We start from the raw sequence: 24541 nt of genomic DNA on the forward strand, positions 1-24541 counted from the left end.
CGGAGGACACACCGTGACGACCGAACGACTCGACGTCGACCTGCTCGTCGTCGGCTGGGGCAAGGCGGGCAAGACGCTGGCCCGGCGGTACGCGTCCACCGGGCGGTCGGTCGTGCTCGTCGAGAGGGACCCGGCGATGTACGGCGGCACGTGCATCAACGTCGCCTGTGTGCCGACCAAGGACCTCGTCGTGTCGGCGGAGGCCCGTCGTCCGAGCGATGACCCCCAGGCCTGGTTCACCCGGTCCGTCGCTGACCGGGACGCCCTCGTCGCGACGCTCAACGCGGCCAACCACGCCATGCTCGACGGGGTGGCGACGCTGCTCGACGGCACCGCACGCTTCACCGGGCCGAAGGAGGTCACGGTCCGCACGGCAGACGGCGAGGTCCTCGTCACGGCGGAGCACGTCGTCATCGGCACCGGAACGGTGCCCGCCCGTCCGGACATCCCGGGGGCCGACCTGCCCCAGGTGTACGACTCGACGACCATCCAGCACGCCGACCCGTTTCCTGGACGGCTCGCCGTGGTCGGCGCCGGCTTCGTCGGGCTCGAGATCGCGAGCATGTTCCGCCTCTTCGGCTCCGACGTCACGCTGCTGAACGCCGGACCGGCTCTCCTGCGTGACGCCGAGCCCGTCGTCGCGCGCGCCGTGGCCGACGTCCTCGCGCGGCGTGGAGTGAAGGTGCGCCACGACGCCCGGGCGCGGGCGATCGAGCGGGCGGGGGAAGGCCTGCGGGTGGTGCTGGCCGACGGCAGCATCGAGGCCGACGCGGTTCTGCTCGCCACCGGGCGCGCACCGGTGACCGGCGGGCTGGGCCTCGAGGTGGCCGGGATCGCCACGGACGACAGGGGATTCATCGTCGTCGACGAGCACCTGCGAACCTCGGTCGACGGCGTGTTCGCCGTGGGCGACGTCAACGGCGGGCCCCAGTTCACCTACATCTCCCTCGACGACAACCGGGTCGTCTGGGACCAGCTGACCGGCTCCGGCCGGCGGTCCACGACCGACCGGGTCGCGGTGCCGCGCACCACCTTCATCACGCCGCCGCTGTCGCAGGTCGGGCTGACGCCGTTGGAGGCACGCGCCGCCGGGCACGAGGTCCTGCATGCCGCCAAGGAGGTCGCGCGGATCGCGACGATGCCGCGGCCGAAGATCGTCGGTGACGCCGAGGGTGTCATCACCGTCACCGTCGACGCCGCGGACCGCACCGTGCTCGGGGCGACGCTCTTCTGCATCGACTCGCAGGAGCTGGTCAACCTCGTCGCCCTTGCCATCCGGACCGGCGCCACGGCCGACGAGCTGCTCGACGGCATCTGGACCCACCCCTCCACCACCGAGGCCCTCAACGAGGTGCTCGCCGAGCTCGCGCCGTACGAGGCCTGAACGCCGACAGCATCGCGGACCCGGACCCGGACCCTCCGGGCGCGGTCGGTCACTGCCAGGGAGCGCCGGCCTGGGAAGCGAGCCGGACCGGGGTGTTGGCGGCCCCGAATCCCTCGTAGCCGCCGCGGCGCTCGAGGAGCTCGACGTAGAAGTGGCCGGCCACGAGCGGCGTGTAGAGGTGGAAGAGCTCCCCGCCCTGGTCGTCCCTGTCGTAGAGCACGCCGAGGCGGCGCAGCCGTGCGAGGAGGTCCGGGTCCGGGTCGAGTCGGGCGGCGAGGTCGTCGTAGTAGCTCTCGGGCACGGGCATCAGGGCCGCACCAGCCGCCTGCAGCTGTTCCGCCCGGTCGAGCAGGTCGGTGCAGGCGTAGGCCAGCTGGTTGACGCCCGTCCACGTCGGTGAGCCGGACCGTCGCACCGCGATGTTCAGCACCACGCGCAGCGAGCCGGACTCGGGCCGCATGACGCGGCTGCGCAGGCGTCCTGCCGGGTCGATGAACTCGCTCACCGGGCCGGGCCGCAACCCGAGCAGGGTGCGGTGGAACGACACCTCGGCGTCCGACCGGTCGGCGTCGACCGCGATGCCGAGGTGGTCGAGCGCTCCCCAGCCGTCGGCGGCATCCGTGGCGGCGGCAGCGGCTTCGAGGTGGACCTCGACGCCGGCCGGGCTGCGCGTCGCCCGCGTGAGACGGGTCCCGTTCGTCGCCTCGACGACCGGCCAGTGCAGCGACTGTGCGCGCGCGGGAAGGTCGGACTGGGCGTCGCCCGTGACGCCGATGGCCGCGACGTGCGGACGCTGGACGGCGGCGGAGCGCCGCAGCTCGAGGTCGGACCGGGCGTCCAGGACGACGACAGCCGCCCCGTTCCGCAGGACGGTGCGCCCGTGCGCGTCGGTGGGGGTGCCCGGCGCGCACTCCTCGGCGGTGAAGCCGAGCCGCGTGAAGAATCGGTGGATCGCCGCGTCTCCCGGCGCGACCGAGATCTCGACCACCTCGACGCGCGGCGCCTCGGGGGCGGGAGGCGGGTCGAACAGCTCCACCGGCGGGCGGCGCGGACGCCCACCCACCTGCGCCTCGGGCGTCCCCTCGGGGGCGGTGTCGGCATGGACCCACCGGCGGCGCAGCTGCTCCTCGAGGTGCAGCAGGGACCGCATCGCGTCTCGTGCGGTGTCCCTCGGGTTGGCCTCGCGCACGATGTCGCTGAACACCTCCAGCGACAGCGGCCCCCGGTAGCCCGCCTCGACCACGGCCCCGACGAGTCCCTCGACGTCGAGCACGCCCTGGCCCGGGAAGCACCGGTGGTGCCGGCTCCACTCGAGCACGTCCATGCTCAGGCCGTGCGCGTCGGCGATCTGCACGAAGGCGATGCGGTCGCCCGGGAGGCCGGCCAGGGCCTGCGGGCCGTCGCCACGCGCGAGCATGTGGAAGGTGTCGACGGCGACGCCGACGTTGGGGAGGGCGACCTGTTCGACGACGCGCCGCGCCTGCCCGAAGCGGTTGACGTGAGTGCCCCAGGCCAACGCCTCGTAGGCCAGCGTGAACCCGTGCTCGGCCGCCGCGGCGCCCACCGTTCCGAGCTGCTCGGCGGTCAGCTCGGCGTCGCCGACGGAGGCCGGGTGCACGGCGGAGCAGACGAGGGCCCGCGTGGCGCCGAGGCGCTCCATCAGCTCGAACTTGGCCCGCGCGAACCGCAGTCGGTCGGGGAACACCTCGGGGGAGAGCCCGACGAGGTCACGCAGCGGCTGGAACAGGTCGATGTCGAGGCCGAGGTCGGCGCACCGGCGGGCGATCTCCTCCGGTCGCAGCGGTGACGCGACGATGTCGGCGTCGAACAGCTCGACGGAGTCGAAGCGCGCCGCGGCGATCGCCTCGAGCTTCGCCTCGAGGCTGCCGCTGATGGAGACGGTGGCGATTCCCTTGCGCATCAAGGCTCCTCATCCAGCGATCGAAGAGGCGGCCGGCGCAGAGGCGTCGGATGAACCAAGCACCCGCAGGCCCGTGAGCCGGGTGAAGTGCTGGGTCATCCGGACCACGTCGGCCGGTTCGCCCGTGAACAGCTCGTAGGCCGCCGCGTGCTGGTGGATGGCCATGGCGCCGCCGGTCATGGTGCTGCACCCCCTGGCCCGGGCCGCCTGGACGAGCTCGGTCTCGAGCGGGAAGTAGATGATCTCGGCCAGCCACTGGCCCGGCTGCAGCAGGGCGGGGTCGAGCGGCATGCCCGGGGTGCCCGTCATCCCGACTGGAGTGGCCTGGATGAGCCCGCCGACGCCGTCCAGTGCGGACGCGACGTCGAGGTGCACGGTGGCCCGTCCGGGGCCGACCGCCGCCTCGAGGCGGTCGACGACGGCCTGGGCCCGCTCCGGCGAGGTGTCGGCCACCCGCAGGTGGCGCACCCCGGCCCGGAGCGCGCCGTAGCCGACGGCGACGCCGGCCCCGCCGGCCCCGAGCAGGAGGGCGTCCTGGCCGACCGCGTCGGGCAGCGTCGCCGACAGGGCGGACGCGAAGCCGACCCAGTCGGTGTTGTGACCGACGGTGCGCCCGTCGCGGATGACGATGGTGTTGACCGCCCCGAGCGCGGCTGCCTCGGGCGACACGTCGTCGACGAGGTCGAGCACGACGTTCTTGAACGGGTGCGTGACGTTGAGGCCGTCGAAGCCGAGGCGGACCGCCCAGCGCAGCACGTCGGCGGCGTCGCCCGGACCGAGGCCGAGCTCGGCCGCGTCGACGAGGCGGTAGGCGAACGCGTGGCCCGCCGCGGCCGCCTCGGTCTCCTGCAGGGGAGCGGCGAGCGAGCTGCCGATGTGCTCTCCGAGGAGGCCGATGGCGAACGACCTACGGTGCTGCTGTGACGTCATGATCTGCACTCTCTCCGTTGTCCGTGCTCTGACCCGGTGCTGGAACCGGTGCTGCTACCTGGTCGCCTCACGGGTGACGGCTGCCGTCCTCACGGGCGCCGAGGCCCGGACGGTGCGTCGCCCCAGCTCGCTCGTGGGCACCCGGTGGGTACCCCGGGGGCCGGTGGCCACCGCGATCGCCGAGATGGCGCAGGCGACGACGGCGAAGCCGGCGACCTTGGGCCACCCCGCGCCGGTGCCGCCGAGCAGGGCCGCGGCGATCGTCGGGGTGAACCCCGCGAGGGCGAAACCGAACTGCGTACCGACCGCCATGCCCGAGAGCCGGACGCTGGTCGGGAAGTACTCGGCGTACGTGGAGGGCCACACGGCGTTCGTGGCGCTGTACACGATCCCGGCGAGCAGGATGCCGACGACGGCGGTCATCGCGCGGTTGCCACTCGCGATGACGGCCACGTAGGCGGCCGACAGCACGGCGGAGCCGGCCAGGCCGCCGAGGAAGACCGGCTTGCGGCCCACGCGGTCGGAGACGCTGCCCCAGAAGGGGATCACGGCGATGGCCACGAGGTTGGAGATGATCGCCACCCACAGCATGAAGGTCGAGCTGAAGCCGACGCCGTAGGTGTCCTTCGTCGCGAAGGCGAGGGCGAAGACCGTGTAGAGGGTGTTCACCATGGCCACGAAGGCCGCGAACATCACCCGGAGCACCGCACGCCAGTGGTCGCGGAGAAGGATGGACAGCGGGGTGCGCGGGACGCCCCCGGACTGCACCTCGGACTCGAAGGCGGGGGTCTCGTCGAGCCGGCGGCGGATGACGAACCCGACGGCGACCACGACGGCGCTGAGGAAGAACGGGACGCGCCAGCCCCACGACAGCAGCTGGTCCTCGGACAGCAGGGCCGCCAGCGGCAGGAAGATCGCCGGGGCGATCACCTGGCCGCCCTGGGTGCCGCTGAGGGTCCAGCTCGTGAAGAAGCCGCGGCGGTGGTCAGGCGCGTGCTCGAACGACATCGAGTTGGCCCCGGCCTGCTCGCCGGCCGCCGACAACCCCTGGAGCAGGCGCAGCACCACGAGCAGGATCGGGGCGAGCATGCCGATGCTCTGGTAGGTGGGCAGGCAGCCGACGAGGAACGTCGAGATGCCCATGAGCAGCAGGGTGAAGATGAGGACCTTCTTGCGGCCCAGCTTGTCACCGACGTGACCGAGCAGGAAGGAGCCGACGGGCCGTGCGACGTAGCCGACGCCGAAGGTGGCGAGCGAGGCGACGGTGGCGGCGGCCGGGTTGCCCTCGGGGAAGAAGATCTTGGGGAAGATCAGCGACGCGGCCGTGCCGTAGATGACGAAGTCGTAGTACTCGAGCGCGCTGCCGACCCAGGCGGCGACGGCCGCCTTCTTGGGGGTTCGGGCGTCGTGCGCCGTGGCCGTGCCGGACTGCGAGGTGGCCGCGTCGGGCCGCGGCTCGGGTGCTGCCGGACTGGGGACTGGCGTCATTGTCGATCCTCCTGTGCCTGGCCACCTCGTCCGGGCCCGCGAGGGCCTGCCTCTGCCGAGGGACGAGAACGGCGGTGTTCTGGTGGTGGCCCCGGAGGGCCTTTGGCTGTCTCGACGGTAGAGACGCCTTGCGAAGGGTGGCAAACGTTTGCCAAAATTTGCCACATGCCGTCACCGAGGCGTCCGCACGCCGTGACCATCACCGACGTGGCCCGCGAGGCGGGGGTCGCGGCCTCGACCGTGTCACGAGCCCTGACGAACCCGGACCGGGTCAACGTCGTCACGCGGGAGCACGTGCAGCAGGTTGCGGCCCGTCTCGGATACCGCCCGAGCCCGGCAGCCCGCGCGCTCGGCACGGGCCGCACCGCCACGCTCGCCCTCGTCCTGCCCGACATCACCAACCCCTACTTCGCCGGCCTGATCCGCGGCGCGGAGCGCCAGGCCGAGGCGACCGGCCACATCCTCGTCATCGGCGACAGCGAGGAGAACGCCCGCGCGGAGGCGCGAATGGTCGAACGGCTCACCCCGGGCGTCGACGGCTTCCTGCTCGGCTCGAGCCGGCTCGCGGACGCGAGGATCCTGCAGTTCAACGCGGCGATGCCGGTGGTCCTCGTCAACCGCCGCGTCCCCGGCGTGTCCAGCGTGAGCCCCGACCAGCAGAGCGGGACGCGCCAGATCGTCGAGCACCTCGTCGCCCTCGGGCACCGCCGGGCCATCTTCCTCGCCGGGCCGCCGGAGTCGTGGCTCGGCCGACAGCGCTGGGCCGGGATCTCCTCTGCGGCAAAGAAGCACGGACTCACGGTGCGCCGGCTCGGGCCGTACCACCCGTCGATCGAGGGCGGTCTGCTCGCCGGCGAGGCGGCCCTGGCCGACGGCGCCACCGCGGTCATCGCCCACAACGACCTCATGGCCATCGGGGCCCTCAAACGCTTGAAGGCTCGCGGTATCTCGGTGCCGGAGGAGGTCAGCATCGTCGGCTTCGACGACATCTTCGGCGCCGACTTCTGCGACCCGCCCCTCACCACGCTGAGCGACCGCACCGAGCAGGCCGGCCGCTCGGCGGTCGACCTGCTCGTGGCCCTGGTGCGCGAGCAGGCCCGGCTCGAGCGCGAGTCCCCGGCCGACATCGTCGCCCCGACGCAGCTCGTCGTCCGCGGCTCGACCGGACCGGCACCCCAGCCGGCGCGCGCGACCGCAACCTGACCTCGACACCGATACGTGCCCCGCCCGACCGCTCAGCCCGACCGCCACCCGGCCGACCGAAGGATCACAACCACCATGACCGAACGACCCCGTGTCGCCGTGCTCAACGGCCCGAACCTCAACCTCCTGGGGGAGCGCCAACCCGAGGTCTACGGCCACGAGACCCTCGACGACGTCAGGCAGCTCTGCGTGCGGGCCGCCGACGCCGCAGGCTTCGACCTCGACTTCCGGCAGTCCAACCACGAGGGCGTCCTCGTCGACGCGATCCAGGAGCTGCGACACTCCACCGTCGGTCTCGTCGTCAACGCCGCCGCCCTCACCCACACGTCGGTGGCGATCCGCGACGCGCTCGCGGTCGTGACGGCGCCCGTCATCGAGGTCCACATCAGCAACGTCCACCGCCGCGAGGCCTTCCGGGGGCACTCGTACCTCTCCGACGTGGCCGACGGTGTCATCGTCGGTTGTGGCACCCAGGGCTACGTGCTCGCCATCGCCCGGATCGCGCAGCTCGCCGCGACCACCGCCGGGGCGACGATCAGCGACTGACGCGGGGCGCGCCCCAGCGCTGGGGCTCGTCGGCCATCTCCGGGCGGGCCAGCCTCAGGTCGTCGCCGATCGCCCGCGCGGTCGCGACGAGGCGCGAGGCGAGCTCCTCGTCGGCGAACCGCCCCGAGGACGCGGCGGTCGTCGACACGTTGATGGCTGCGATGGCCTCGCCGCGGGGGTTGAAGACGGGTGCCGCCAGGGAGCGCAGGCCGACCTCGAGCTCCTGGTCCACGAGCGCCCAGCCGCGCTCACGGACGCGCCCGAGCTCCTCGCGCAGGGCGGGCGGGTCGGCGACGGTGTGTGGCGTCAGCGGCTCGAGCACGACCCGGCCGAGGTAGGCCTCGAGCGCCTCCTCCGGCGCGAAGGCGAGCATGATGCGGCCCATCGACGTGGCATAGGCGGGGAACCGGGTGCCGACCCTGATCTCGACGGCCATGATCCGGCGGGCGTGCACCCGGGCGACGTAGACGATGTCGTCGCCGTCGAAGACGGACGCCGACGTCGACTCGCCCACCTCGGCGGTGAGCGCCTTGAGGTGCGGTTCGGCCACGTCGGGCAGACGCAGCGACGACAGGAACGCGTGGCCGAGCGAGAGCACCCGCGGGGTGAGCGAGAAGAGCTGCCCCTGGCTGCGCACGAAGCCGAGTGCCTCGAGCGAGAGCAGGAAGCGCCGGGCGCTGGCCCGGGTCTGCCCGGTGCGCCGCGCGACGTCGCTGAGGGTCAGGTCACGGTGCTCGGCGTCGAACGCGCGGATGACGTCGAGCGTCTTCGCGACGGACCGGACGATCTCTCCACCGCCGGGTGCGTCAGCCATGGTCTGCCTCGTACCGCGTGAGCTCCTGCTCGGCGATCGCGAAGGCGTGGTTGGCGGACGGCACTCCGAGGTAGATCGCCGCCTGCAGCAGCACCTCCTGGATCTCCGCCGCGGTCATGCCGTTGCGCCGGGCGGCCCGCACGTGCATGGCGAACTCGTCCCAGTGGTCGCGGGCGACGAGGGCCGTGAGCGTGATGGCACTCCGGGTGCGGCGGTCGAGGCCCGGGCGCGTCCAGATCTCACCCCAGGCGTAGCGGGTGATGAGGTCCTGGAACGGCTCGGTGAAGGCGGTGGTGCGCTCCTGCGCGCGGTCGACGTGCGCGTCGGACAGGACCTCGCGGCGCACGGCCGTGCCGTCGGCGTACGCCTCCTCCGCGGTGCGCGCGCGGCTGTCGTCGGTCATGGGATCCTCCGTTCGGCGACGCGTCCGGCCAGGAAGGCGGTGAGCTCGCGGGCAGTCGTGGCGGGTTGTTCGGCGGGCGGCAGGTGGGCGGCGTCGGCGACGAGCCGAAACGTGCCGCCGGTCTCCGCGGCGACGAGCTCGGACAGCTCGGGCGGCGCGGCCTGGTCGTGCTCGCCCGCGAGGGCGAGGACGGGGATGCGCACCCGACCGAGGTCGGCCCGCACGTCGAACTCGGCGAGGGCCTCGCAGGACCGCGCGTAGCTGGCCGCGTCGGCGTGCTGCAACGAGTCGAGCAGGGCCGCGGCGCTCGCGGGGTCGCGCTCGACCGAGCCCGGCGCGAACCACCGCTTGGCCGACCCCTCGACCATGACCGGCGTGCCGGCGCGGCGGACGAGGTCGGCCCGTTCGTACCAGCCGGCAGCCTCGCCGATCTTCGCGCCCGACGCGATGCTGGCGACGCCGTGGAAGGCGTCGGGGTGGTCGATCGCGAGCGCCAGCGCGACGGCCCCGCCGAGGGAGACGCCGGCGTACACGACGGGACCTCGGGCCTCGGCCCGGAGCGCGTCCGTCGCGGCGACGACCGCTCGGGCGAGGTCCTGGACGGTGAAGGGGTGGTCGTAGGGCGCGCCGGCCCCATGGCCCGGCAGGTCCCAGCCCACGACCGCGAGGTCGGGCAGCAGGGCGGCGCAGGCGGACCAGAGCGGTGTCACCGCGGTGCCCAGCGAGGGGCCGACGACGAGCAGGCCGGCGGGCCGCTCGGACGCCGTCAGCCGCGTCAGGGTGATCGGGATCGTCATGCGGGGCTCCCCGGTGCAATGGCCCGGTGGCGGGCGACGGCGCGGTCGACGAGCTCGCCGGCGGCGCCGAGGTAGTGGGCCGGCTCGAGAAGGTCGGCGATGGCGTCGTCGGGCAGGACGTCGTCGGGCAGGTAGGCGCGCAGCACCGGCGTGAGGTGCCGGGCCCGCGCGCCGCCCACGAGGGCCGGGCGCAGCGCGCTGACGGCCGACGCCCCGCCGGGCAGCCGGGCCACCTCGCGGAGCAGGCGCTCGGCCACGAGCGCCGGACCCACGGCGTCGACGTTGCGTCGCATCGTGGTGGCGTCGACGACGAGGCCGTCGAGGACCTCGCGGGTCTGGGCGGCCGCGACGACGACCCGGCGGAGCAGGCGCAGCAGGGCACCCCACTCGGCGTGCCAGGAACCGTCGGGCCGTTCGTCGACAGCCAGACCGGCGGCGCTGTGGAGCGTCGCGCCGAGGTGGGGAGCCTCGATCGCCACCGCGCGCACGAGGACGGACAGGACGGGGTTGCGCTTCTGGGGCAGGGTCGAGGAGCCGCCCCGCCCGTCGCCGGACGGCTCGTGCACCTCCGCGATCTCGGCGCGCGACAGCGTGATCACGTCGGCGGCCACCTTGCCCGTCGCGTCGGCCACACGCACGAGGCAGTCGCCGACGCGCGTCATCGGGCCGCGGTCGGTGTGCCAGGGCCGGCCCGGGTCGGCGAGGCCGAGCTCCTCGGCCAGCATCGCCGCAGCGTCCCCCGAGCGGCCGGGCGAGAGCGCCTCCACGGCGGCGAGCGTGCCGGCCGCACCACCGCACTGGACCGGCAGGCCGCGCCGGACCGCGGCGAGCTCGTCAATAGCGTCGTCGAGCGCGCCGAGCCAGCCGGCTGCCTTGAGTCCGAAAGTGGTCGGCAGGGCGGGTTGCGCGAGGGTGCGGGCGACCTGCACGGTGTCGCGGTGCTCGACGGCCAGGTGGGCCGCTGCGTCGGCGGCGCTGCGCAGATGCTGCTCCAGCGCCTCGCCCGCCCGGGCGACGAGGAGCATGACGGCGGTGTCGACGACGTCCTGGCTCGTCAGGCCGCGATGGATCGCGGCCACGGCGTCGGTGGCGGCGGCGTCGGTCGCGGCGACGACGGCGTCGGCGTGGTCGTGCGGACGGCCCGAGAGGCCCCGGGCCCGCTCACGCAGCGCTGCGAGCGTCGGGATGACGGGGTTGCCACCGCCCTCGGCCTCCGCGGCGATCGCCGCGGCGTCGAGGTCCTCGGCGACGCAGGCCTGCGCGACGGCAGCCACGACCTCGTCGGTGACGAGCCCGAGGCGCCGCTGGACGCGGACCCAGGCCGCCTCGACGTCGAGCATCGCCTGGAGCACCGCTCGGTCGTCGGTGAGGCCGGCAGCGCGGGGAGCGCCGGGCTCGAGGAGGCCGCTCACACCTCGTGCCTCGGGAACCGCAGGAAGACGGTCTCGCCGTCACCCTGGAGACGGACGTCGAAACGCAGCGACCCGTCGGCTTCGCGAGACGCCACCAGCGTCGCCCGCTCGGCCGGCTCGAGGGAGGAGAGCAGTGGGTCGGACCCGAGCGCCGACGCCGGCTCGGGCAGATAGACCCGGGTGAAGAGGCGGTTGAGCAGCCCGCGCGCGAAGACCGTCATCGCGATGAAGGGCGCCGCCCCCTCGGCCATGGGCCCGGGTTCCACGGTGGTGAACGAGTAGCCGCCGTCGCGCCAGGTCTGGGTGCGGCCGAAGCCCGTGAAGACCCCGGGGTCGCGGCGCAGCGAGCCGGCTTCGCGCACGACGCGGCCGTCGGCGTCCGGCTGCCAGATCTCGAGGAGCGCGTCCGGCACCGGTGCGCCGTTGCCGTCGGTGACGGTGCCGTGGAGCCGCACCGAGCCCGGCGTGCCGGCGGGGACGAGGTGCTCGCCGTCCTCGAAGGGCAGGGCGTAGTGGTAGAAGGGTCCGACCGTCTGGCCGGGCGTCGGCGCGAGGACCGGCTCAGCGCTGCGTGGCGGGTTGGCTTGTGCCTCAGGCATGCTCGCCCTCCTCCATCGGAGTCGCGTGGGTGCCGGTCAGGACGATGTCCCACCGGTAGCCGAGCAGCCACTCGTGCTCGGAGGTGTCGTGGTCGTAGGCCGCGACGAGCCCGTCGCGGGCCGGCTGGTTAGTGATCGCCTGGTAGATGGGGTCGAGCGCGAAGAGCGGGTCGCCCGGGAAGTACATCTGTGTGACGAGGCGCTGGGTGAACTCGGTGCCGAAGAGCGAGAAGTGGACGTGGGCCGGCCGCCACGCGTTGCGGTGGTTGCGCCAGGGGTAGGGGCCGGGCTTGATCGTCACGAAGGAGTACGAGCCGTCGTCGCCGGTGATGGTGCGGCCCACCCCGGTGAAGTTCGGGTCGACGGGCGCCGGGTGCTGGTCGCGCTTGTGGATGTAGCGTCCGGCCGCGTTGGCCTGCCAGACCTCCACGAGCTGGCCCCGGACCGGGCGGCCGTCGCCGTCGAGCACCCGGCCGGCGATGCGGATGCGCTCGCCGATCGGCTCGCCACCCGCCTGGATGGTCAGGTCGGACTCGAGCGGGTCGACGTCGCGCTGGCCGAAGACCGGCGCGACGAGCTCGATGCCCTCGGGGTCGGCGTGCCGCAGGTCCTTGGTCGGGTGCCGCAGCTCGGCGCTGCGGTAGGCCGGGAAGTCGAGGCGCGGCTGCAGGCGCACGACGCCCTGCGCCTCGTCGTCGGCGTGCGCCGCCGCGATCTCGGCGCTGACTGCCGCCTGGCTGTCGCGGTCGGGCGCCTCGGGCCTCTCCGACCGCTCGGTGAGCATCTCGCTCATGGTGACCTCCTCGTCTCCGTACCCGAACCGTAGCAACGTGTTCGCATAATGCACAACAGTTCGCTATGCGAACACTCGGGTGCCCGGCCGTCGGGGCGCCGGCTCATCCGGGGGGCCTGCCCCGGGGCGCCGGGGCGTTGAGGTCGTAGCGGATGCCGACGACCCGGATGCCGAAGCACAGCCCCGCGGCGACGAGAGCCCCCACGAGTCCCTGGACGCCCAGCTCGTGCGCGGTGACCAGGGCGGTCGCGCCGACGAGGGCCGGGATCGCGTAGAGGCCGCTGGTCAGAACCGTGGGCACGTGCCCGAGGAGGACGTCGCGGAGCGTGCCACCGCCGACGCCGGTGATCGCCCCCAGCAGGACCGCCGGCAGCGGAGCCATTCCCGAGTCGAGCGCCTTGAGCGAACCCGTGACGGCGAACAGGCTCAGGCCCATCGCGTCGAAGATGTTGATGGACAAGGCGATCCGGTCGAATCGCGGGCCCAGGAAGAAGGCGAGGAGGGCGCCCACGGCGGCGACGACGAGGTACCGCCAGTCGCTGAAGGTGGCCGGGGGCAACGACCCGATGAGCACGTCGCGGATGATGCCACCGCCCATCGCGGTGAACATGCCGAGGGCCACGACGCCGACGATGTCCAGGCGGGCTGCCCGGATGGCGGTGAGGGCTCCGTTGAGCGCGAACACGAAGGTGCCGGCGAGGTCGAGCACGAGCAGGAGGACGCTCGACGTGCTCATCGACGCGGTCGCCGAGCCGCTCATCGACGCGGTCAGCGTCCGAGCCAGGCCAGCGCGGCGACGACGAGGGCCGAGGTGCCGGTGTCGAGCGTCGGTTGCACGACGGGCGCGAAGAACGGGGAGTGGTTGACGGGGACGTCCTTGGCCACGGTGCCGGCCTCGACGGCCGCGCCGTAGGCGTCGGGGTCGGTGCCCCCGATGCCCCAGTAGGTGTACGGGACGCCGAGGGCTGTGGGCAGGTCGCTGAAGTCCTCGCTCGCGCTCTGCAGCGGCAGCTCGGTCGCGAGGTCGCCGAACTGGCGGGCGAACGCGGCGCGGACGCGTTCGGTCGTCGCGTCGTCGTTGACCGTCGGCGGGAACCGGTCGAAGAGCTCGAACTCGGGCTCGGCGGGCGAGTCGGACGCCTGGCACTCGGCCACGACGATGCGTCGGATGGCCTCGAGGACGGAGGCGCGGGTCTGCTCGTCGTAGGTGCGGACGTTGAGCTCGAGGACGGCGTGGTCGCCGATGACGTTGCTCTTGGTCCCGGACCGGATGCTGCCGACGGTGAGGACGGCCGGCGTCGTCGGGGCGACTTCGCGGGAGACGACGGTCTGTAGCCGGATGACGATCATCGCCGCCAGCACGACGGGGTCGACCGCCGCCTGCGGCATCGAGCCGTGCGCGCCGCGCCCGTGGACCGTGACGCGCATGCTGTCGGCCGCGGACAGGACTGCCCCCGCCCGGGTGCCCACGGTGCCGGCCACCCCAGGCAGGACGTGTTGGGCCAGGGCAACGTCGACGGATCCCATGACACCAGCGAGGCCGTCGTCGACCATCCGGCGTGCGCCGTCGCCCAGCTCTTCCGCCGGCTGGAACAGCGCCACCAGGGTGCCGCTCCAAACCTCGCGGTGCCGGGAGAGCAGGTCCGCCGCGCCGAGGAGGCAGGTGACGTGGACGTCGTGCCCGCACGCGTGCATCACCGGGACCGGCTCGGCGGCGTCGGTGGCCGACGCCGTGGCCGTGCTGGCGTACGGCAGCCCGGTCGCTTCCTCGACCGGGAGCGCGTCCATGTCGGCGCGCAGCAGCACCGACGGGCCGTCGCCGTTGCGCAGCAGACCGACGACGCCGGTGCCACCGACGCCCTCGGTCACCTCGTAGCCGCTGCCGCGCAGTCGCTCGGCGACGGCCGCCGCGGTCTGCCGCTCCTGGTGGGACAGCTCCGGGTGCTGGTGCAGGTGACGGTAGAAGTCCTCCTGCCAGGGCCGGCAGGTCTCGAGGTCGGACAGCACTGCGGCAACGGCGGACTCGGACATCGTTTTCCTCTCCTGCTGCTCTCGCGACGCCTCCGCCCACCGTAGGCCTTCGGTCTGGGCGCCGGCAGGGTGAGGCATCCGGCCGAACGACGGTGCTAGACCGAGCCCAGGGGGCGCGGAGCGGTGGGCCAGCCGGTATACGCCTCGGCGAGGTAGCGGGACCCGGCCTCCGACCCGGTCACCATGGACAGCTCGCCGAGCTGTCGGCGTCGGTCGAAGTCGCTGGCCCCCGGGACGGTGTGCAGCATGCTCGTCATCCAGTAGGAGAAGTGCTGGGCCTTCCAGACCCTCGCCTGAGCCCGCGGGCTGTAGGAGTCGAGCACGTCCTTGTCGCCGGTCTTCACCGCCTGCTCGAGCACCTCGGCGAGCACCGCGACGTCGGCGAGGGCGAGGTTGAGGCCCTTGGCGCCGGTGGGCGGGACCGTGTGCGCGGCGTCGCCGGCGAGCAGCATGTTGCCGTGGCGCATCGGCTCGCACACGAAGCTGCGGAAGCGCAGCACCGTCCGGTCGGTGATCGGGCCCTCCTTGAGGGTGAAGCCGTCGGGACCGCTCACCCGGGCCTGCAGCTCCTCCCAGATGCGGTCGTCGCTCCAGGCGTCGACGTCCTCGTCGGGGTCGCACTGGAAGTACATGCGCTGCAACGTCTCCGAGCGCTGGCTGATGAGGGCGAAGCCGCGGTCGGAGTGGGCGTAGACGAGCTCTGGTGCGCTGTGCGGGGCCTCGCAGAGGATGCCGAACCACGCGAAAGGGTACTCCTTCGAGAACTGCCGGCGCTGGGCCTCCGGGATCTCGTGGCGGCACATGCTGCGCGACCCGTCGGCCCCGACGAGGTAGTCGCACTCCACGACCTGCTCCACGCCGGAGGAGTCGGTGAAGTGGATCCGTGGCCGGCTTCCGAGGACGTCCTCGACGCGGGTGTCGGTGACGCCGAACCGGACGTCGGCCCCGTCGCGCTCCCGGGACGTCGCGAGGTCGATGAACACGTCGGTCTGGGGGTAGAGCCAGGCGGACTCGCCGACGAGGCCCTTGAAGTCGAAGCGGTGTCCGACGCCGCCGAAGCGCAGCTCGATGCCGTCGTGCGCGTGGCCCTCTCGCAGCACGCGGTCCGAGACGCCGGTGTCGACGAGCAGGCGCACGCTGTCGGCCTCGAGGATGCCGGCGCGCACCGTCTGCTCGATCTCCTCCCTGGTGCGGTTGTCGACGGCGACCGACTCGATGCCGGCCCGGTGCAGCAGGTGCGAGAGCATGAGCCCGGCCGGGCCCGCGCCCACGATGCCGACGGTGGTCCTCGTCGTCGACGCGCTCATCGGTTCTCCTCGGTCGGCGTGCGGCGGTGGATCGACTTGAACGTGACGTAAGCGGCGAGCCCCTCGAGGCCGTACTCGACGCCGAGCCCGGAGTCGTGGCGACCACCGAACGGTGCGCTGTGGTTCGAGGCGAAGAAGTTGATGCCGACCGAGCCGGTGTCCATCATCTCCGCCACCGCCTGGGCAGCAACCGGGTCGCTGGAGAAGACGAGCCCGCCGAGCCCGAAGCCGGTGTCGTTGGCGAGGGCCACGGCCTCCTCGACCGTCTCGTAGCGCAGCACCGTGATGACCGGGCCGAAGATCTCCTCGCGGGCGACCCGCATGTCAGGGGTGACGTCGGCGAGGACCGTCGGCTCGACGAAGTAGCCGTGCCCGTCGCGGGCCCGTCCGCCGGTCGTGGCGCGAGCGCCCTCCTGGCGCGCCGACTCGAGGTGGCCGAGCACGCTGTCGTACTGGGCCTTGGTGGCCACCGGGCCGAAGACCGTGTCGTCGTCGAGGGGGTCGCCCTGCAGGCCCTCGCTGATCGTGCGCGTCACCATGTCGACGACCTCGTCGTAGCGCTCGGAGGGGGCGAGGATGCGGGTGCTGATGTAGCAGGTCTGGCCGGTGTTGCGCATGCACGAGCGGATGAGCACGGCCGACATGGCCTCGAGGTCGGCGTCGGGCAGGACGACCGCCGACGACTTGCCCCCGAGCTCGAGCGTCACCGGCCGCAGCAGCTCGCCGCAAGCGGCCGCGATCCTGCGACCGACCGGCGTCGACCCGGTGAAGGCGACCTTGGCCGTCCGGGGGTGGCGCACGAGGGCGTCGCCGACGGCACCCGACCCGGTGAGGAGGTTGACCACCCCGGCCGGCACCCCGGCCGCCTCGACCGCCTCGACGACGAAGCGGATCGACAGCGGCGTGGGCGAGGCCGGCTTGACGACGACGGTGCAGCCCGCCAGCAACGCGGGCGCGAGCTTGATGGCGACGAGGTTGATCGGGAAGTTCCACGGGGCGATGAGCACGCACACCCCGACGGGGTCGCGGCGCACGACCGACTCGGAGCCTGCAAGGGCCGGGAACGGTCGGACGTCCTCGGCGTCGAGGTGGTCGGCGATGCCGGCGAACCAGCGGAAGATGCCGGCCGCGTTGCCCGCCGCGCCACGGCTCTCGGACAGCGGCGTCCCGTTCTCCCGTGAGATCGTCAGCGCGAGGGGCTCGGCGCGCTTCTCGATCTCGTCGGCGATGCGCCGCAGGTGCTCGGCGCGTTCCGTGGCGGTGAGCCTCGGCCACGGGCCGCTGTCGAAGGCGCGGTCGGCGGCCGTCATCGCGGCCTCGACGTCGTCCGGCGTCGCGTCGGGGACCGAGCCCCAGACCTCCTCGGTGGCCGGGTCGACGACCTGGGTGCGGGCGTCACCGGTCGACGGCGTCCACCGACCGTCGACGTAGTGGTCGTCGACGTGGGTCCAGGGCAGGTCGAGGTCGGCTCGGCGCAGGGTCATCGCAGCACGTCCGTCTTGAGCAGGGCCGTGGCCCGGTCGAGGGCCGCAGTCGCCATGTCGATGCCGGCCTCGGTGAGCAGCTCGGGAATGATCTCGGCGCGCAGCCGGTCGGTGTACGTCGCCGGGTCCATGCCGAACCAGCCTGATGCCAGAGCGATCCCGGCCGGGTCGAAGCGCCACAGCCGGTCAGCGTCGCGCATCATCGCGTCCTCCAGGCTGTACGCCTCGTGCCGGGTGTCGTGGCCGTCGATGATGGCGCAGACGTCGTCGACGAACTGCTCGTCATAGCCCAACGGCGGCAGCACCTCGCGGGCGATGACGCAGCCCTGCTTCTCGTGCTCGAAGCGGATCGCGGCCTTGCGCCAGTCGCCGCCGAAGCCCTCGGAGATGATCCGGCTCTCGTCGACCCGTCCCCAGCCGGTGTCGTGCAGCAGGATCGCGACGCGCACGAGGCGCGCGTCGGCCTGCGGGTAGGCGCGGCACAGGCGTTCGGCGTACGCGAGCGAGATCGGCAGGTGGATGTCGTTGCCGCGGGTGCGGGTCTCGGGGACGACGCTCCTCCACACCGGGTCGAGGTCGACGCCGCCGGCGGGCGTCAGGGTGATGGGTGAGGTGTCCACGGGGCCGGCGGCGGCCACGGGTGTCTGGGGCAGGGGGTGAGTCATCGCGGGTCGTTCCTCGTGATCGACTTGAGCGGGGTGTCAGGGTCGGCGGCCTCATCGGGCGGGATCGAGGCGCCTTGTGCGAGAGCGGATTTCACCGCCATGAAGTCCAGTGGGGTGTTGACGCAGTCGGCGGCGATGATGCGCCCGCCGCGGTAGTAGAGGACGGAGAACTTTCCCCGGGCGTCGTCGCGGCGCACGACGGTGCGGTCGTGTCCCGAGCTGAGACCGGCGATCTGCAGCTTGAGGTCGCCCTGGTTCGACCAGAACCACGGGATGCCGGCGTACTCCTCCTGGCGCCCGGTGATCGAGTAGGCCGCGACCTTGGCCTGCTCGACGGCGTTGTTGACGCTCTCGAACCGCACCCGGTCGCCCTCCGGCGCTCCGGCGACGGGGTTCGGCTGGTTGGCGACGTCGCCGAGCGCGAGGGTCACGCCGTCGGACGCGACGGCGTACCTGTCGACGACGATGCCGTTGTCGCACGTCAGGCCGATGCTCTCGGCGAGCTCGGTGTTCGGCACGACCCCGACGCCGACGAGCACGAGGTCGGCGGGAATGCTCCGGCCGTCGACCTCGACGCCGCCGACGCGGTCGCCTCGCTCAGCCCGCGGCGTGATGCGGTCCACCGTGGCGTCGAGGATGACGTCGATGCCGGCCGCCGCATGGTGGGCCCGGAGGAACTCTGCCGTCTCGTCGCCGACGGCGCGGCCGACGAGGCGGGGCCCGGCCTCGACGAGCGTGACGGTCTTGCCGAGCTTGCGCAGGCTCGCGGCGGCCTCGATGCCGATGAAGCCGCCGCCGATGACGACGACGTCCTGGACCGCTGGGACGCGAGCCTTCAGCTCGAGGGCGTCGTCGGCGTTGCGGAGGTAGAGCACCCCCGGCAGGTCCGCCCCGGGCAGCGACAGGCGTCGGGCGCGGGCGCCGACGGTGAGCGCGAGCCGGTCGAACGGGAACTGCGCCCCGGAGATCGCGTGCGCCACCCCGGAGCCGTCGGCCGCCTTGTCGATGCGCACGACCCGCTCGTTCTTGACCACCGTGATGCGGTGCTCGTCCCAGTACTCCTGGGTGCGGAAGATCAGCGACTCCTTGGTGATGACGTCCTGGAGGAACTCCTTGGACAGGGCAGGTCGCTGGTAGGGACGGTGGTTCTCCTCGCCGAGCAGGGTGATCGGGCCCTCGTGGCCGAGGGCCCGCAGCGACACCGCGAGCTGCACCCCTGCCTGGGACGAGCCGATGATGAGCAGGCCGGACATGTCAGACCTGCGTCTCGGGGGTCGTGACGTGCAGGTCCATGTCGTCGACGACCTTGATCTGGCACGAGAGCCGCGAGGTCGGGCCGCGGTCGACCGCAGCGCCGTAGAGCATCTCGTCCTCCATGTCCTCCATCGGAGGCAGGCCGGCGAAGTCGGAGTCCTCGACGAAGACGTGGCAGGTGGCGCAGGACAGCGACCCGCCGCACTCCGCCACGATGCCGGGCACGCCGTTGCGCACCGCGGTCTCCATGACGGAGTCCCCGACGGTGGCCGTGACCGTGCGCGCGTCGCCGGTGGTGTCGGTGTAGGTGATCTGTGCCATGGGTCTGCTCCTGTGGTCGGGTCGCTGGTGTCGGTGTGGCTGCTCAGATGAACTGGCGGCCGCCGTCGACGACGAGGGTCTGGCCGCTCATGTACGCGCTGTCCGGGCCGGCGAGGAAGAGCGCGGCGCCGACGATGTCCCCGGGCTGGCTCGAGCGTCGCAGGGCACCGCGGTCGACGCCGTACTGCTCGGCGTTGGCCATGAGCCCGAGGCTCGCCTCGGTGAGGGTGAAGCCCGGCGCGATGGCGTTGACGGTGATGCCGCGCCGGCCCAGCTCCTTGGCCATGACGCGGGTCATGGCGATGACCCCGCCCTTGGAGGCGACGTAGTGCAGCCACTGTTCCGACCCGCTGTAGACGGTGGCCGACGCGAGGTTGACGACGCTGCCGCCCTCGGCCAGGTAGGGGCTGCAGGCCCGCACGACGAGCCAGGGGCCCTTGAGGTTGACCGCCATGACGGTGTCCCACTCGTCGGGGTCGATGTCCTCGAGGAGCGACCGGTTGAGGGTCGCGTAGACGGCGGCGTTGTTGACGACGACGTCGATGCGGCCGCTGCCGAACGCCGCGACCTCCCGCGCCAGCTCCTCGGTCGAGGCCGCCGACGTCACGTCGACCGTTCCGTGCCAGGCCTTTCCGCCCGCCTCCTCGATGAGGCGCGCGGTCTCGGCCACGCCGTCGGCGTTGATGTCGGCGACGGCGACGCGGTAGCCGCGCTCGGCGAACCCGAGGGCGAAGCTGCGGCCGAGCCCTCCGGCCGCGCCCGTGACGAGCACGGTGCGGTCGGAGGCGTCGGTGCGCCCTGAGCTGGTGCCTGAGCTGGTGCCTGAGCTGGCGCCGGAGGTGGTGGGGGTGGGGTCGGTCACGACGGCTCAGTCCTCGAGCAGCTCGACGCGGCCGGTGTTGCCGTCGACCCGGATGCGCTGGCCGGTGCGGATCGTCGTCGACCCGTTGCCGGTGCCGGTGACGGCGGGGAGGGCGTACTCCCGGCAGACGATGGCTGCGTGGCTCATCATGCCGCCGATGTCGGTGACGGTCGCCTTGATCTTGCCGAAGATCGGACCCCACGAGGGCGCGGTGATCGTGGCGACGAGGATCTCGCCCTCCTGCACCTCGCCGAGCTGGTCGGCGTGGGTGATCACGCGCGCCGGGCCCTCGGCGACGCCCGGGGAGGCGGCCATGCCGGTGATCGTGCCCGACTCGGCGGAGTCGTCGTCGCCGAGCCACTGCTGCACCTGCTCGGTCGTGATGCCGTAGAGCATCATCGTGAACGGCTCGGTGATCTCGGCGGGCGGCGTGTTGAGGGCCGGCTGCGGACGCTGGGTCGACAGGGCGTCGATGATGCCGCGTCGGCGCTCGATCTCCTGGGGCCAGTAGTGCGGTCCGGTCGGCTCGGCGCCGACGGCCCAGCCGGTGACGAGGTCGAAGATCGCGTCGCGCACCTCGCCGCGGGTCAGGTACAGCAGGTCGCTCTGGTCGGCCCAGAAGCCGGCGTCGGCGAAGACGCGCCCGAGCTGGCGGACCTTGCGCCAGAAGACGCCCATCGTCCAGTGCTCGATGTAGAAGTTGTGGTTCTCGACGTACGGGTAGGCGGTCGCGGCCAGGCCCACCTTCGCGTCGAAGTCGGCGACCAGCTCGGCCGGCACGAGGTCTCGGTACTCCCTCACCACGCGGTCGCGCTCGGCGACGAGCTCGTCGACCGGGCGCAGGATCTGGTGTCCCTCCTCGACCCGACGGATGTAGTCCTTGACGTAGCCGAGGGGGATCTCGAGGTGCTCGATCCAGTACTTGTCGTGGCCGTAGAAGCCGTTGCCGACGGTGAAGTTGAACCACGGGTCCTGCGCGTCGGTCCACGCGGTGAGCCACTCGGCGCCGCCGTCGATCGCCGCGATCCGGCCGAGGGTGCCCTGGACGTCGTCGGTGTCGGAGAACGCCGGCTGCAGGCCCTTCTCGACGGCGAGCAGCGCGAGCTTCTTGAGCTCGTCGTCGGGGCGGAACAGCTCCATGTCGACGCCCTGCACCATCTTGGCGATCGACTGGTCGGGGATGCCGGGGAAGAGCTGCTTGCAGAAGCCGAAGAAGTCGAGGTACGCGAGGTAGCCCAGGTTGAGGAACTCGAAGTGGTACTGCCAGTTCTGGTAGCACAGCTGGATGAGGCGGTCGTAGCTCTCCATGAGCTTCTCCGACCCGTCCTTGGCCACGCCGCCGACGATGTCGTCGAAGGGGACGGCGTCGGGCAGCGACTCGAACGAGAGAGCCTCCATCTCGGCGATGGTGGCGCGCACCTTGGTGTGCCAGCCGTCGAGCATGCTGTCCCAGTTCTGGAAGTAGTGGCCCGCACGTCGCTCGAACTCGGGCACACGGGCAGCAACCTCTGCCTCGGGCACGGGCACGGGGCTCATGTAGAGGTAACCGAGGTGGATCTTGAACTCGATGCCGTTGGCCGGCGGGATGAGCAGGTGCCGGGTGTTGTACTGCCCGAGGCACTTGACCGCGAACTCACCACCGATCGTCTCGAACGGCTTGAACACCGTCGGCCAGTGCTGGCTGTCGCAGAACCAGAACTTCTCGTCCTCGTCGCCGCTGAGGTTCCGGAACGACAGGAAGTACGGGTAGAGGTCCTCCCAGCCCTCGGCGCCGGGAGGCACGGCCAGCTCGGAGGGCTTCGGGAAGGACTTCATCGTGGGGGCGGGGGCGGCCGTGAGGTCGGTGGTCATGTCGGACTTCCTTGTCGCGAGTGGGAGAAGCAGGGCTTGGGCGGACGTACGGCGTCGGCCCGGTGGGCGTCAGTGGCCGGACTGGCCGCCGGTGAGCCGGGAGGTGAGGCCGGAGAGGCTGAACCCTGTCGTCGGGGCAGTCGGGGCGGCAGGAGTACTGGCCTGCTGCGCGTCGGAACCTGCCGTGGAGGTGCGCGGCGCGGAGTGCACCGTCTCCGGGCGGGCCTGCAGGAGAAGGAGGTCGGAGCCCTCTGGCAGGTCGCGGTCGAAGGCCCACTCGACGTCCTGAGGGCAGCCGTAGTGCTTCTCGGCGGCCTTCGCCATGGTGGCGACGGCCGTCACCTGCTCCGGGGTGAGGCTGAGCCGGGCCCGACGTTCGGCCTCGACGTCGCGCTCCACGAGCCGGCCCAGCGCGAAGTCGGGGACGAGCTCTGCGTGCTTGTCACCGACGGTCTGGCTCACCGTGGAGAGGACGACCTTGTCGACGACGATGTTGTCGGGGGTCACCTGACCGGAGACGACCATCTCGCCGACGCCGTAGGACGAGTCGATGGTCACCTTCGACCGGTCGCCGTTGGTCGGGTTCATCGTCATGGCGACGCCGGACACCGCGGAGTTGACCATCTTCTGCACGGCCACCGCCATCGACAGGCCCTCGTCGGTGATGTCGTTCTTGAGGCGGTAGAGGATGGCCCGGCTCGTGTAGAGCGAGGCCCAGCAGGCGCGGATGTGCTGCAGCACCGTGTCGATGCCGGTGAGCCACAGGTAGGTGTCCTGCTGGCCGGCGAAGCTCGCTCCCGGCAGGTCCTCGGCCGTCGCGGACGAGCGCACGGCGACCGGCACCTCGGACTCGAACCGGGACTGCAGCTGCTCGTAGGCTGCGACGACCTGGGTGTTGACCTCGGGCGGGACCGGCCGCGAGCAGATCGCGTCGCGGATCGAGGCCGACACGGAGTCGACCGCGGAGACGTCGTCGGGCGAGAGCGTCGCGAGCTTGGAGTGGATCTCGGCGGCGATGCCGGCCACCTCGACGAACCGGTCGTAGGCGAGCGTCGTCACGGCGAACCCGGGTGGCACGGGCATGCCGGCGGCCGTCATGGTGACGAGCGAGGCGCACTTCCCGCCGAGCAGCTCGTGGCGGGGCTCGGCGCCGCCGTCGAAGAACTGGACGTACGCGTCGGGCGTGGTGGTGGTCATGTCAGGCCTCCCAGGTGACGGGGACGGCGAGGGGGACGCGGAAGGACAGGTTGTCGCCGAAGTGCACCGGCTCGTCCTGCACCGGGCGCAGGCCGGGCGCCAGGCGCGCGACCTCCTCGACGGCGATCTTGGCCTGGAGCTTGGCGAGCATGTTGCCCAGGCAGTAGTGGATGCCGAACCCGAACGCGAGGTGCTCGCGCGCGTTCGGGCGGGAGATGTCGAACGACTCGGCGTCGTCGAACCGGGACCCGTCGCGGTTGGCCGACCCCATGACGAGCAGGACGTTCGCGCCCTCGGGGACGTCGACGCCGCCGATCGTGGCCGCCCGCGTGGCGCGCCGGCGCCACGCGACGATCGAGGGGCTGTAGCGCAGCACCTCGTCGACGGCCGCGGCGATGCGGGTCGGGTCGGCCACCACCTGCTGCCACTGGTCGGCGTGGGCGAGCAGCACGCGCAGGGTGTTGGCGATGAGCGTCGTCGTCGTCTCGTGCCCGGCGAAGAGCAGGCTGTAGCAGATCGAGGCGATCTCGTGGTCGCTGATCGGGTCGCCGTCCCGCTGCGCCCGCACGAGGTCGCCGACGAGGCTGTCGGGCTGCGTCGCGTGCGCCTCGGCGACGAGCCGCAGGCACTCCTGCCAGTACTCGACGAGGTTGTGCGCGTGCGGCACTTGCTCGTCGTCGGACAGGTCGCCCCACGTCATCGCGGCGCGCGAGTCGGACCACCGCTTGTAGGTGTCGACCTGCGACACGTCCGCGCCGATGAGGGTGAGGATGGTGACCGTCGGCACGGTGTACGCGAGGTCGCGGACGAGGTCGGCCCGACGCCCCGGGCGGGCGAGGAAGGCCTCCACCTGGGCGTCGACGTTGGCGCGGATCGTCGGCTCGAGGGCCTTGTAGCGACGCGGCGTGAACGCCTTCGCGACCACCTTGCGGATGCGGGTGTGCTCCGGGGGCACCCGGGCCGACAGGCCGGAGTACGCCGTGAACCCGCCGTCCTTCATGATCTGCGCGGCCTCGGGACCGCGCTCGCGGACGGGTGCCTGCGCGTTCTCGCTGCTGAAGGTCTCCCAGTCGTCGAAGACGGCCTTGACGTCGTCGTAGCGGGTCACCACCCAGTAGCCGATCCGCTCGTCGTACATGACCGGCTCCTCCTGACGGAGCTCGGCGTACGCCGGGAACGGGTCGTCGAGCTTGAAGGGCTCGTAGCCGTGGTGGACCGGACAGCCGGCCTGCGCCGTGGAGGTCTGCGTCGTCTTCGACATGCCCTCATCGTGACCGTG

23 protein-coding genes are annotated in these 24541 nt (G+C 72.4%); 3 read left to right on the forward strand and 20 right to left on the reverse strand.

Annotated features, from left to right (window positions below):
- Positions 1-13: 13 nt before the first annotated feature.
- Positions 14-1384 carry an FAD-dependent oxidoreductase gene (locus RY076_RS20740; RefSeq protein ID WP_323101340.1) on the forward strand — a complete coding sequence of 457 codons (1371 nt, stop codon included), beginning with the start codon at positions 14-16 and terminating at the stop codon, positions 1382-1384.
- A gap of 49 nt (positions 1385-1433) precedes the next feature.
- Here the strand turns inward: RY076_RS20740 and RY076_RS20745 are convergent, their stop codons facing one another.
- From RY076_RS20745 to RY076_RS20755, 3 genes are read right to left on the reverse strand one after another with little or no spacing between them, the layout of a single operon-like run.
- Entirely contained in the window at positions 1434-3305 is a 1872-nt protein-coding gene (locus RY076_RS20745) for a sugar phosphate isomerase/epimerase and 4-hydroxyphenylpyruvate domain-containing protein (protein ID WP_323101342.1), read from the reverse strand.
- A gap of 9 nt (positions 3306-3314) precedes the next feature.
- The gene (locus tag RY076_RS20750) at positions 3315-4235 is read right to left on the reverse strand and encodes a shikimate dehydrogenase (RefSeq protein WP_323101343.1); all 921 of its coding nucleotides are present in this window, start codon (positions 4233-4235) and stop codon (positions 3315-3317) included.
- A 54-nt stretch (positions 4236-4289) separates the two neighbouring features.
- Complete coding sequence (locus tag RY076_RS20755; protein ID WP_323101344.1) at positions 4290-5723, reverse strand: MFS transporter; 1434 nt, start codon at positions 5721-5723, stop codon at positions 4290-4292.
- A 165-nt stretch (positions 5724-5888) separates the two neighbouring features.
- Here RY076_RS20755 and RY076_RS20760 point away from each other — a divergent pair, with 165 nt between their 5' ends.
- Positions 5889-6926, forward strand: a complete 1038-nt coding sequence (locus RY076_RS20760; RefSeq protein WP_323101345.1) for a LacI family DNA-binding transcriptional regulator — start codon at positions 5889-5891, stop codon at positions 6924-6926.
- Between the two features lie 75 nt (positions 6927-7001).
- A complete protein-coding gene (aroQ, locus tag RY076_RS20765; protein ID WP_323101347.1) occupies positions 7002-7472 on the forward strand; it encodes a type II 3-dehydroquinate dehydratase in 471 nt (156 codons plus the stop codon).
- Here aroQ and RY076_RS20770 read toward each other — a convergent pair.
- The 17 genes from RY076_RS20770 to RY076_RS20850 form a co-directional block, all read right to left on the reverse strand.
- The gene (locus RY076_RS20770; RefSeq protein WP_323101348.1) at positions 7462-8286 is read right to left on the reverse strand and encodes an IclR family transcriptional regulator domain-containing protein; all 825 of its coding nucleotides are present in this window, start codon (positions 8284-8286) and stop codon (positions 7462-7464) included. The genes aroQ and RY076_RS20770 overlap by 11 nt on opposite strands.
- A complete protein-coding gene (gene pcaC, locus RY076_RS20775; RefSeq protein WP_323101349.1) occupies positions 8279-8689 on the reverse strand; it encodes a 4-carboxymuconolactone decarboxylase in 411 nt (136 codons plus the stop codon). Before pcaC ends, RY076_RS20770 begins: the two co-directional genes overlap by 8 nt.
- Positions 8686-9486 (reverse strand): alpha/beta fold hydrolase, encoded by an 801-nt coding sequence (locus RY076_RS20780; RefSeq protein WP_323101351.1) that lies wholly within the window; start codon positions 9484-9486, stop codon positions 8686-8688. The genes pcaC and RY076_RS20780 overlap by 4 nt, the downstream gene beginning before the upstream one ends.
- Positions 9483-10898 carry a lyase family protein gene (locus RY076_RS20785; RefSeq protein WP_323101353.1) on the reverse strand — a complete coding sequence of 472 codons (1416 nt, stop codon included), beginning with the start codon at positions 10896-10898 and terminating at the stop codon, positions 9483-9485. The genes RY076_RS20780 and RY076_RS20785 overlap by 4 nt, the downstream gene beginning before the upstream one ends.
- A complete protein-coding gene (pcaG, locus tag RY076_RS20790) occupies positions 10895-11497 on the reverse strand; it encodes a protocatechuate 3,4-dioxygenase subunit alpha (RefSeq protein WP_323101355.1) in 603 nt (200 codons plus the stop codon). Before pcaG ends, RY076_RS20785 begins: the two co-directional genes overlap by 4 nt.
- Positions 11490-12281: a protocatechuate 3,4-dioxygenase subunit beta gene (pcaH, locus tag RY076_RS20795; protein ID WP_413785811.1), complete on the reverse strand. Its 792-nt coding sequence runs from the start codon at positions 12279-12281 to the stop codon at positions 11490-11492. The genes pcaG and pcaH overlap by 8 nt, the downstream gene beginning before the upstream one ends.
- A gap of 112 nt (positions 12282-12393) precedes the next feature.
- Positions 12394-13050, reverse strand: coding sequence for a trimeric intracellular cation channel family protein (locus RY076_RS20800; protein ID WP_323101359.1), 657 nt, complete (start codon positions 13048-13050; stop codon positions 12394-12396).
- Between the two features lie 8 nt (positions 13051-13058).
- The gene (locus RY076_RS20805) at positions 13059-14321 is read right to left on the reverse strand and encodes an amidohydrolase (RefSeq protein ID WP_323101360.1); all 1263 of its coding nucleotides are present in this window, start codon (positions 14319-14321) and stop codon (positions 13059-13061) included.
- A gap of 95 nt (positions 14322-14416) precedes the next feature.
- On the reverse strand, positions 14417-15628 hold the full coding sequence (locus RY076_RS20810; protein ID WP_323101363.1) for a 4-hydroxybenzoate 3-monooxygenase: 1212 nt from the start codon (positions 15626-15628) through the stop codon (positions 14417-14419).
- A complete protein-coding gene (locus tag RY076_RS20815) occupies positions 15625-17112 on the reverse strand; it encodes an aldehyde dehydrogenase family protein (RefSeq protein ID WP_323101365.1) in 1488 nt (495 codons plus the stop codon). The genes RY076_RS20810 and RY076_RS20815 overlap by 4 nt, the downstream gene beginning before the upstream one ends.
- Entirely contained in the window at positions 17109-17777 is a 669-nt protein-coding gene (locus tag RY076_RS20820; RefSeq protein ID WP_323101367.1) for an HD domain-containing protein, read from the reverse strand. Before RY076_RS20820 ends, RY076_RS20815 begins: the two co-directional genes overlap by 4 nt.
- The gene (locus tag RY076_RS20825; protein ID WP_323101368.1) at positions 17774-19030 is read right to left on the reverse strand and encodes an NAD(P)/FAD-dependent oxidoreductase; all 1257 of its coding nucleotides are present in this window, start codon (positions 19028-19030) and stop codon (positions 17774-17776) included. The genes RY076_RS20820 and RY076_RS20825 overlap by 4 nt, the downstream gene beginning before the upstream one ends.
- Before the next feature lies 1 nt (position 19031).
- Positions 19032-19352 carry a 2Fe-2S iron-sulfur cluster-binding protein gene (locus RY076_RS20830; protein ID WP_323101370.1) on the reverse strand — a complete coding sequence of 107 codons (321 nt, stop codon included), beginning with the start codon at positions 19350-19352 and terminating at the stop codon, positions 19032-19034.
- A gap of 43 nt (positions 19353-19395) precedes the next feature.
- Entirely contained in the window at positions 19396-20214 is an 819-nt protein-coding gene (locus RY076_RS20835; protein WP_323101372.1) for an SDR family NAD(P)-dependent oxidoreductase, read from the reverse strand.
- 6 nt (positions 20215-20220) lie between these two features.
- Positions 20221-22065 carry a PEP-utilizing enzyme gene (locus RY076_RS20840; protein WP_323101374.1) on the reverse strand — a complete coding sequence of 615 codons (1845 nt, stop codon included), beginning with the start codon at positions 22063-22065 and terminating at the stop codon, positions 20221-20223.
- Between the two features lie 69 nt (positions 22066-22134).
- Entirely contained in the window at positions 22135-23262 is a 1128-nt protein-coding gene (locus RY076_RS20845; RefSeq protein ID WP_323101375.1) for a PEP/pyruvate-binding domain-containing protein, read from the reverse strand.
- A 1-nt stretch (position 23263) separates the two neighbouring features.
- The gene (locus tag RY076_RS20850; RefSeq protein ID WP_323101377.1) at positions 23264-24523 is read right to left on the reverse strand and encodes a cytochrome P450; all 1260 of its coding nucleotides are present in this window, start codon (positions 24521-24523) and stop codon (positions 23264-23266) included.
- Between the last annotated feature and the right edge of the window lie 18 nt (positions 24524-24541).

Source organism: Intrasporangium zincisolvens (assembly GCF_034724055.1).
GTDB classification, from domain to species: domain Bacteria; phylum Actinomycetota; class Actinomycetes; order Actinomycetales; family Dermatophilaceae; genus Monashia; species Monashia zincisolvens.

Coding starts and splice junctions, on each gene's coding strand:
- RY076_RS20840 (WP_323101374.1), bottom strand. CDS start 22,065: ATGACCACCGACCTCACGGCCGCCCCCGCCCCCACGATGAAGTCCTTC.
- RY076_RS20845 (WP_323101375.1), bottom strand. CDS start 23,262: ATGACCACCACCACGCCCGACGCGTACGTCCAGTTCTTCGACGGCGGC.
- pcaC (WP_323101349.1), bottom strand. CDS start 8,689: ATGACCGACGACAGCCGCGCGCGCACCGCGGAGGAGGCGTACGCCGAC.
- pcaG (WP_323101355.1), bottom strand. CDS start 11,497: ATGCCTGAGGCACAAGCCAACCCGCCACGCAGCGCTGAGCCGGTCCTC.
- RY076_RS20780 (WP_323101351.1), bottom strand. CDS start 9,486: ATGACGATCCCGATCACCCTGACGCGGCTGACGGCGTCCGAGCGGCCC.
- aroQ (WP_323101347.1), top strand. CDS start 7,002: ATGACCGAACGACCCCGTGTCGCCGTGCTCAACGGCCCGAACCTCAAC.
- RY076_RS20850 (WP_323101377.1), bottom strand. CDS start 24,523: ATGTCGAAGACGACGCAGACCTCCACGGCGCAGGCCGGCTGTCCGGTC.
- RY076_RS20830 (WP_323101370.1), bottom strand. CDS start 19,352: ATGGCACAGATCACCTACACCGACACCACCGGCGACGCGCGCACGGTC.
- RY076_RS20815 (WP_323101365.1), bottom strand. CDS start 17,112: ATGACCCTGCGCCGAGCCGACCTCGACCTGCCCTGGACCCACGTCGAC.
- RY076_RS20800 (WP_323101359.1), bottom strand. CDS start 13,050: ATGAGCGGCTCGGCGACCGCGTCGATGAGCACGTCGAGCGTCCTCCTG.
- RY076_RS20745 (WP_323101342.1), bottom strand. CDS start 3,305: ATGCGCAAGGGAATCGCCACCGTCTCCATCAGCGGCAGCCTCGAGGCG.
- RY076_RS20760 (WP_323101345.1), top strand. CDS start 5,889: ATGCCGTCACCGAGGCGTCCGCACGCCGTGACCATCACCGACGTGGCC.
- RY076_RS20770 (WP_323101348.1), bottom strand. CDS start 8,286: ATGGCTGACGCACCCGGCGGTGGAGAGATCGTCCGGTCCGTCGCGAAG.
- RY076_RS20805 (WP_323101360.1), bottom strand. CDS start 14,321: ATGTCCGAGTCCGCCGTTGCCGCAGTGCTGTCCGACCTCGAGACCTGC.
- RY076_RS20825 (WP_323101368.1), bottom strand. CDS start 19,030: ATGTCCGGCCTGCTCATCATCGGCTCGTCCCAGGCAGGGGTGCAGCTC.
- RY076_RS20750 (WP_323101343.1), bottom strand. CDS start 4,235: ATGACGTCACAGCAGCACCGTAGGTCGTTCGCCATCGGCCTCCTCGGA.
- RY076_RS20820 (WP_323101367.1), bottom strand. CDS start 17,777: ATGACTCACCCCCTGCCCCAGACACCCGTGGCCGCCGCCGGCCCCGTG.
- RY076_RS20810 (WP_323101363.1), bottom strand. CDS start 15,628: ATGAGCGCGTCGACGACGAGGACCACCGTCGGCATCGTGGGCGCGGGC.
- RY076_RS20755 (WP_323101344.1), bottom strand. CDS start 5,723: ATGACGCCAGTCCCCAGTCCGGCAGCACCCGAGCCGCGGCCCGACGCG.
- pcaH (WP_413785811.1), bottom strand. CDS start 12,281: ATGCTCACCGAGCGGTCGGAGAGGCCCGAGGCGCCCGACCGCGACAGC.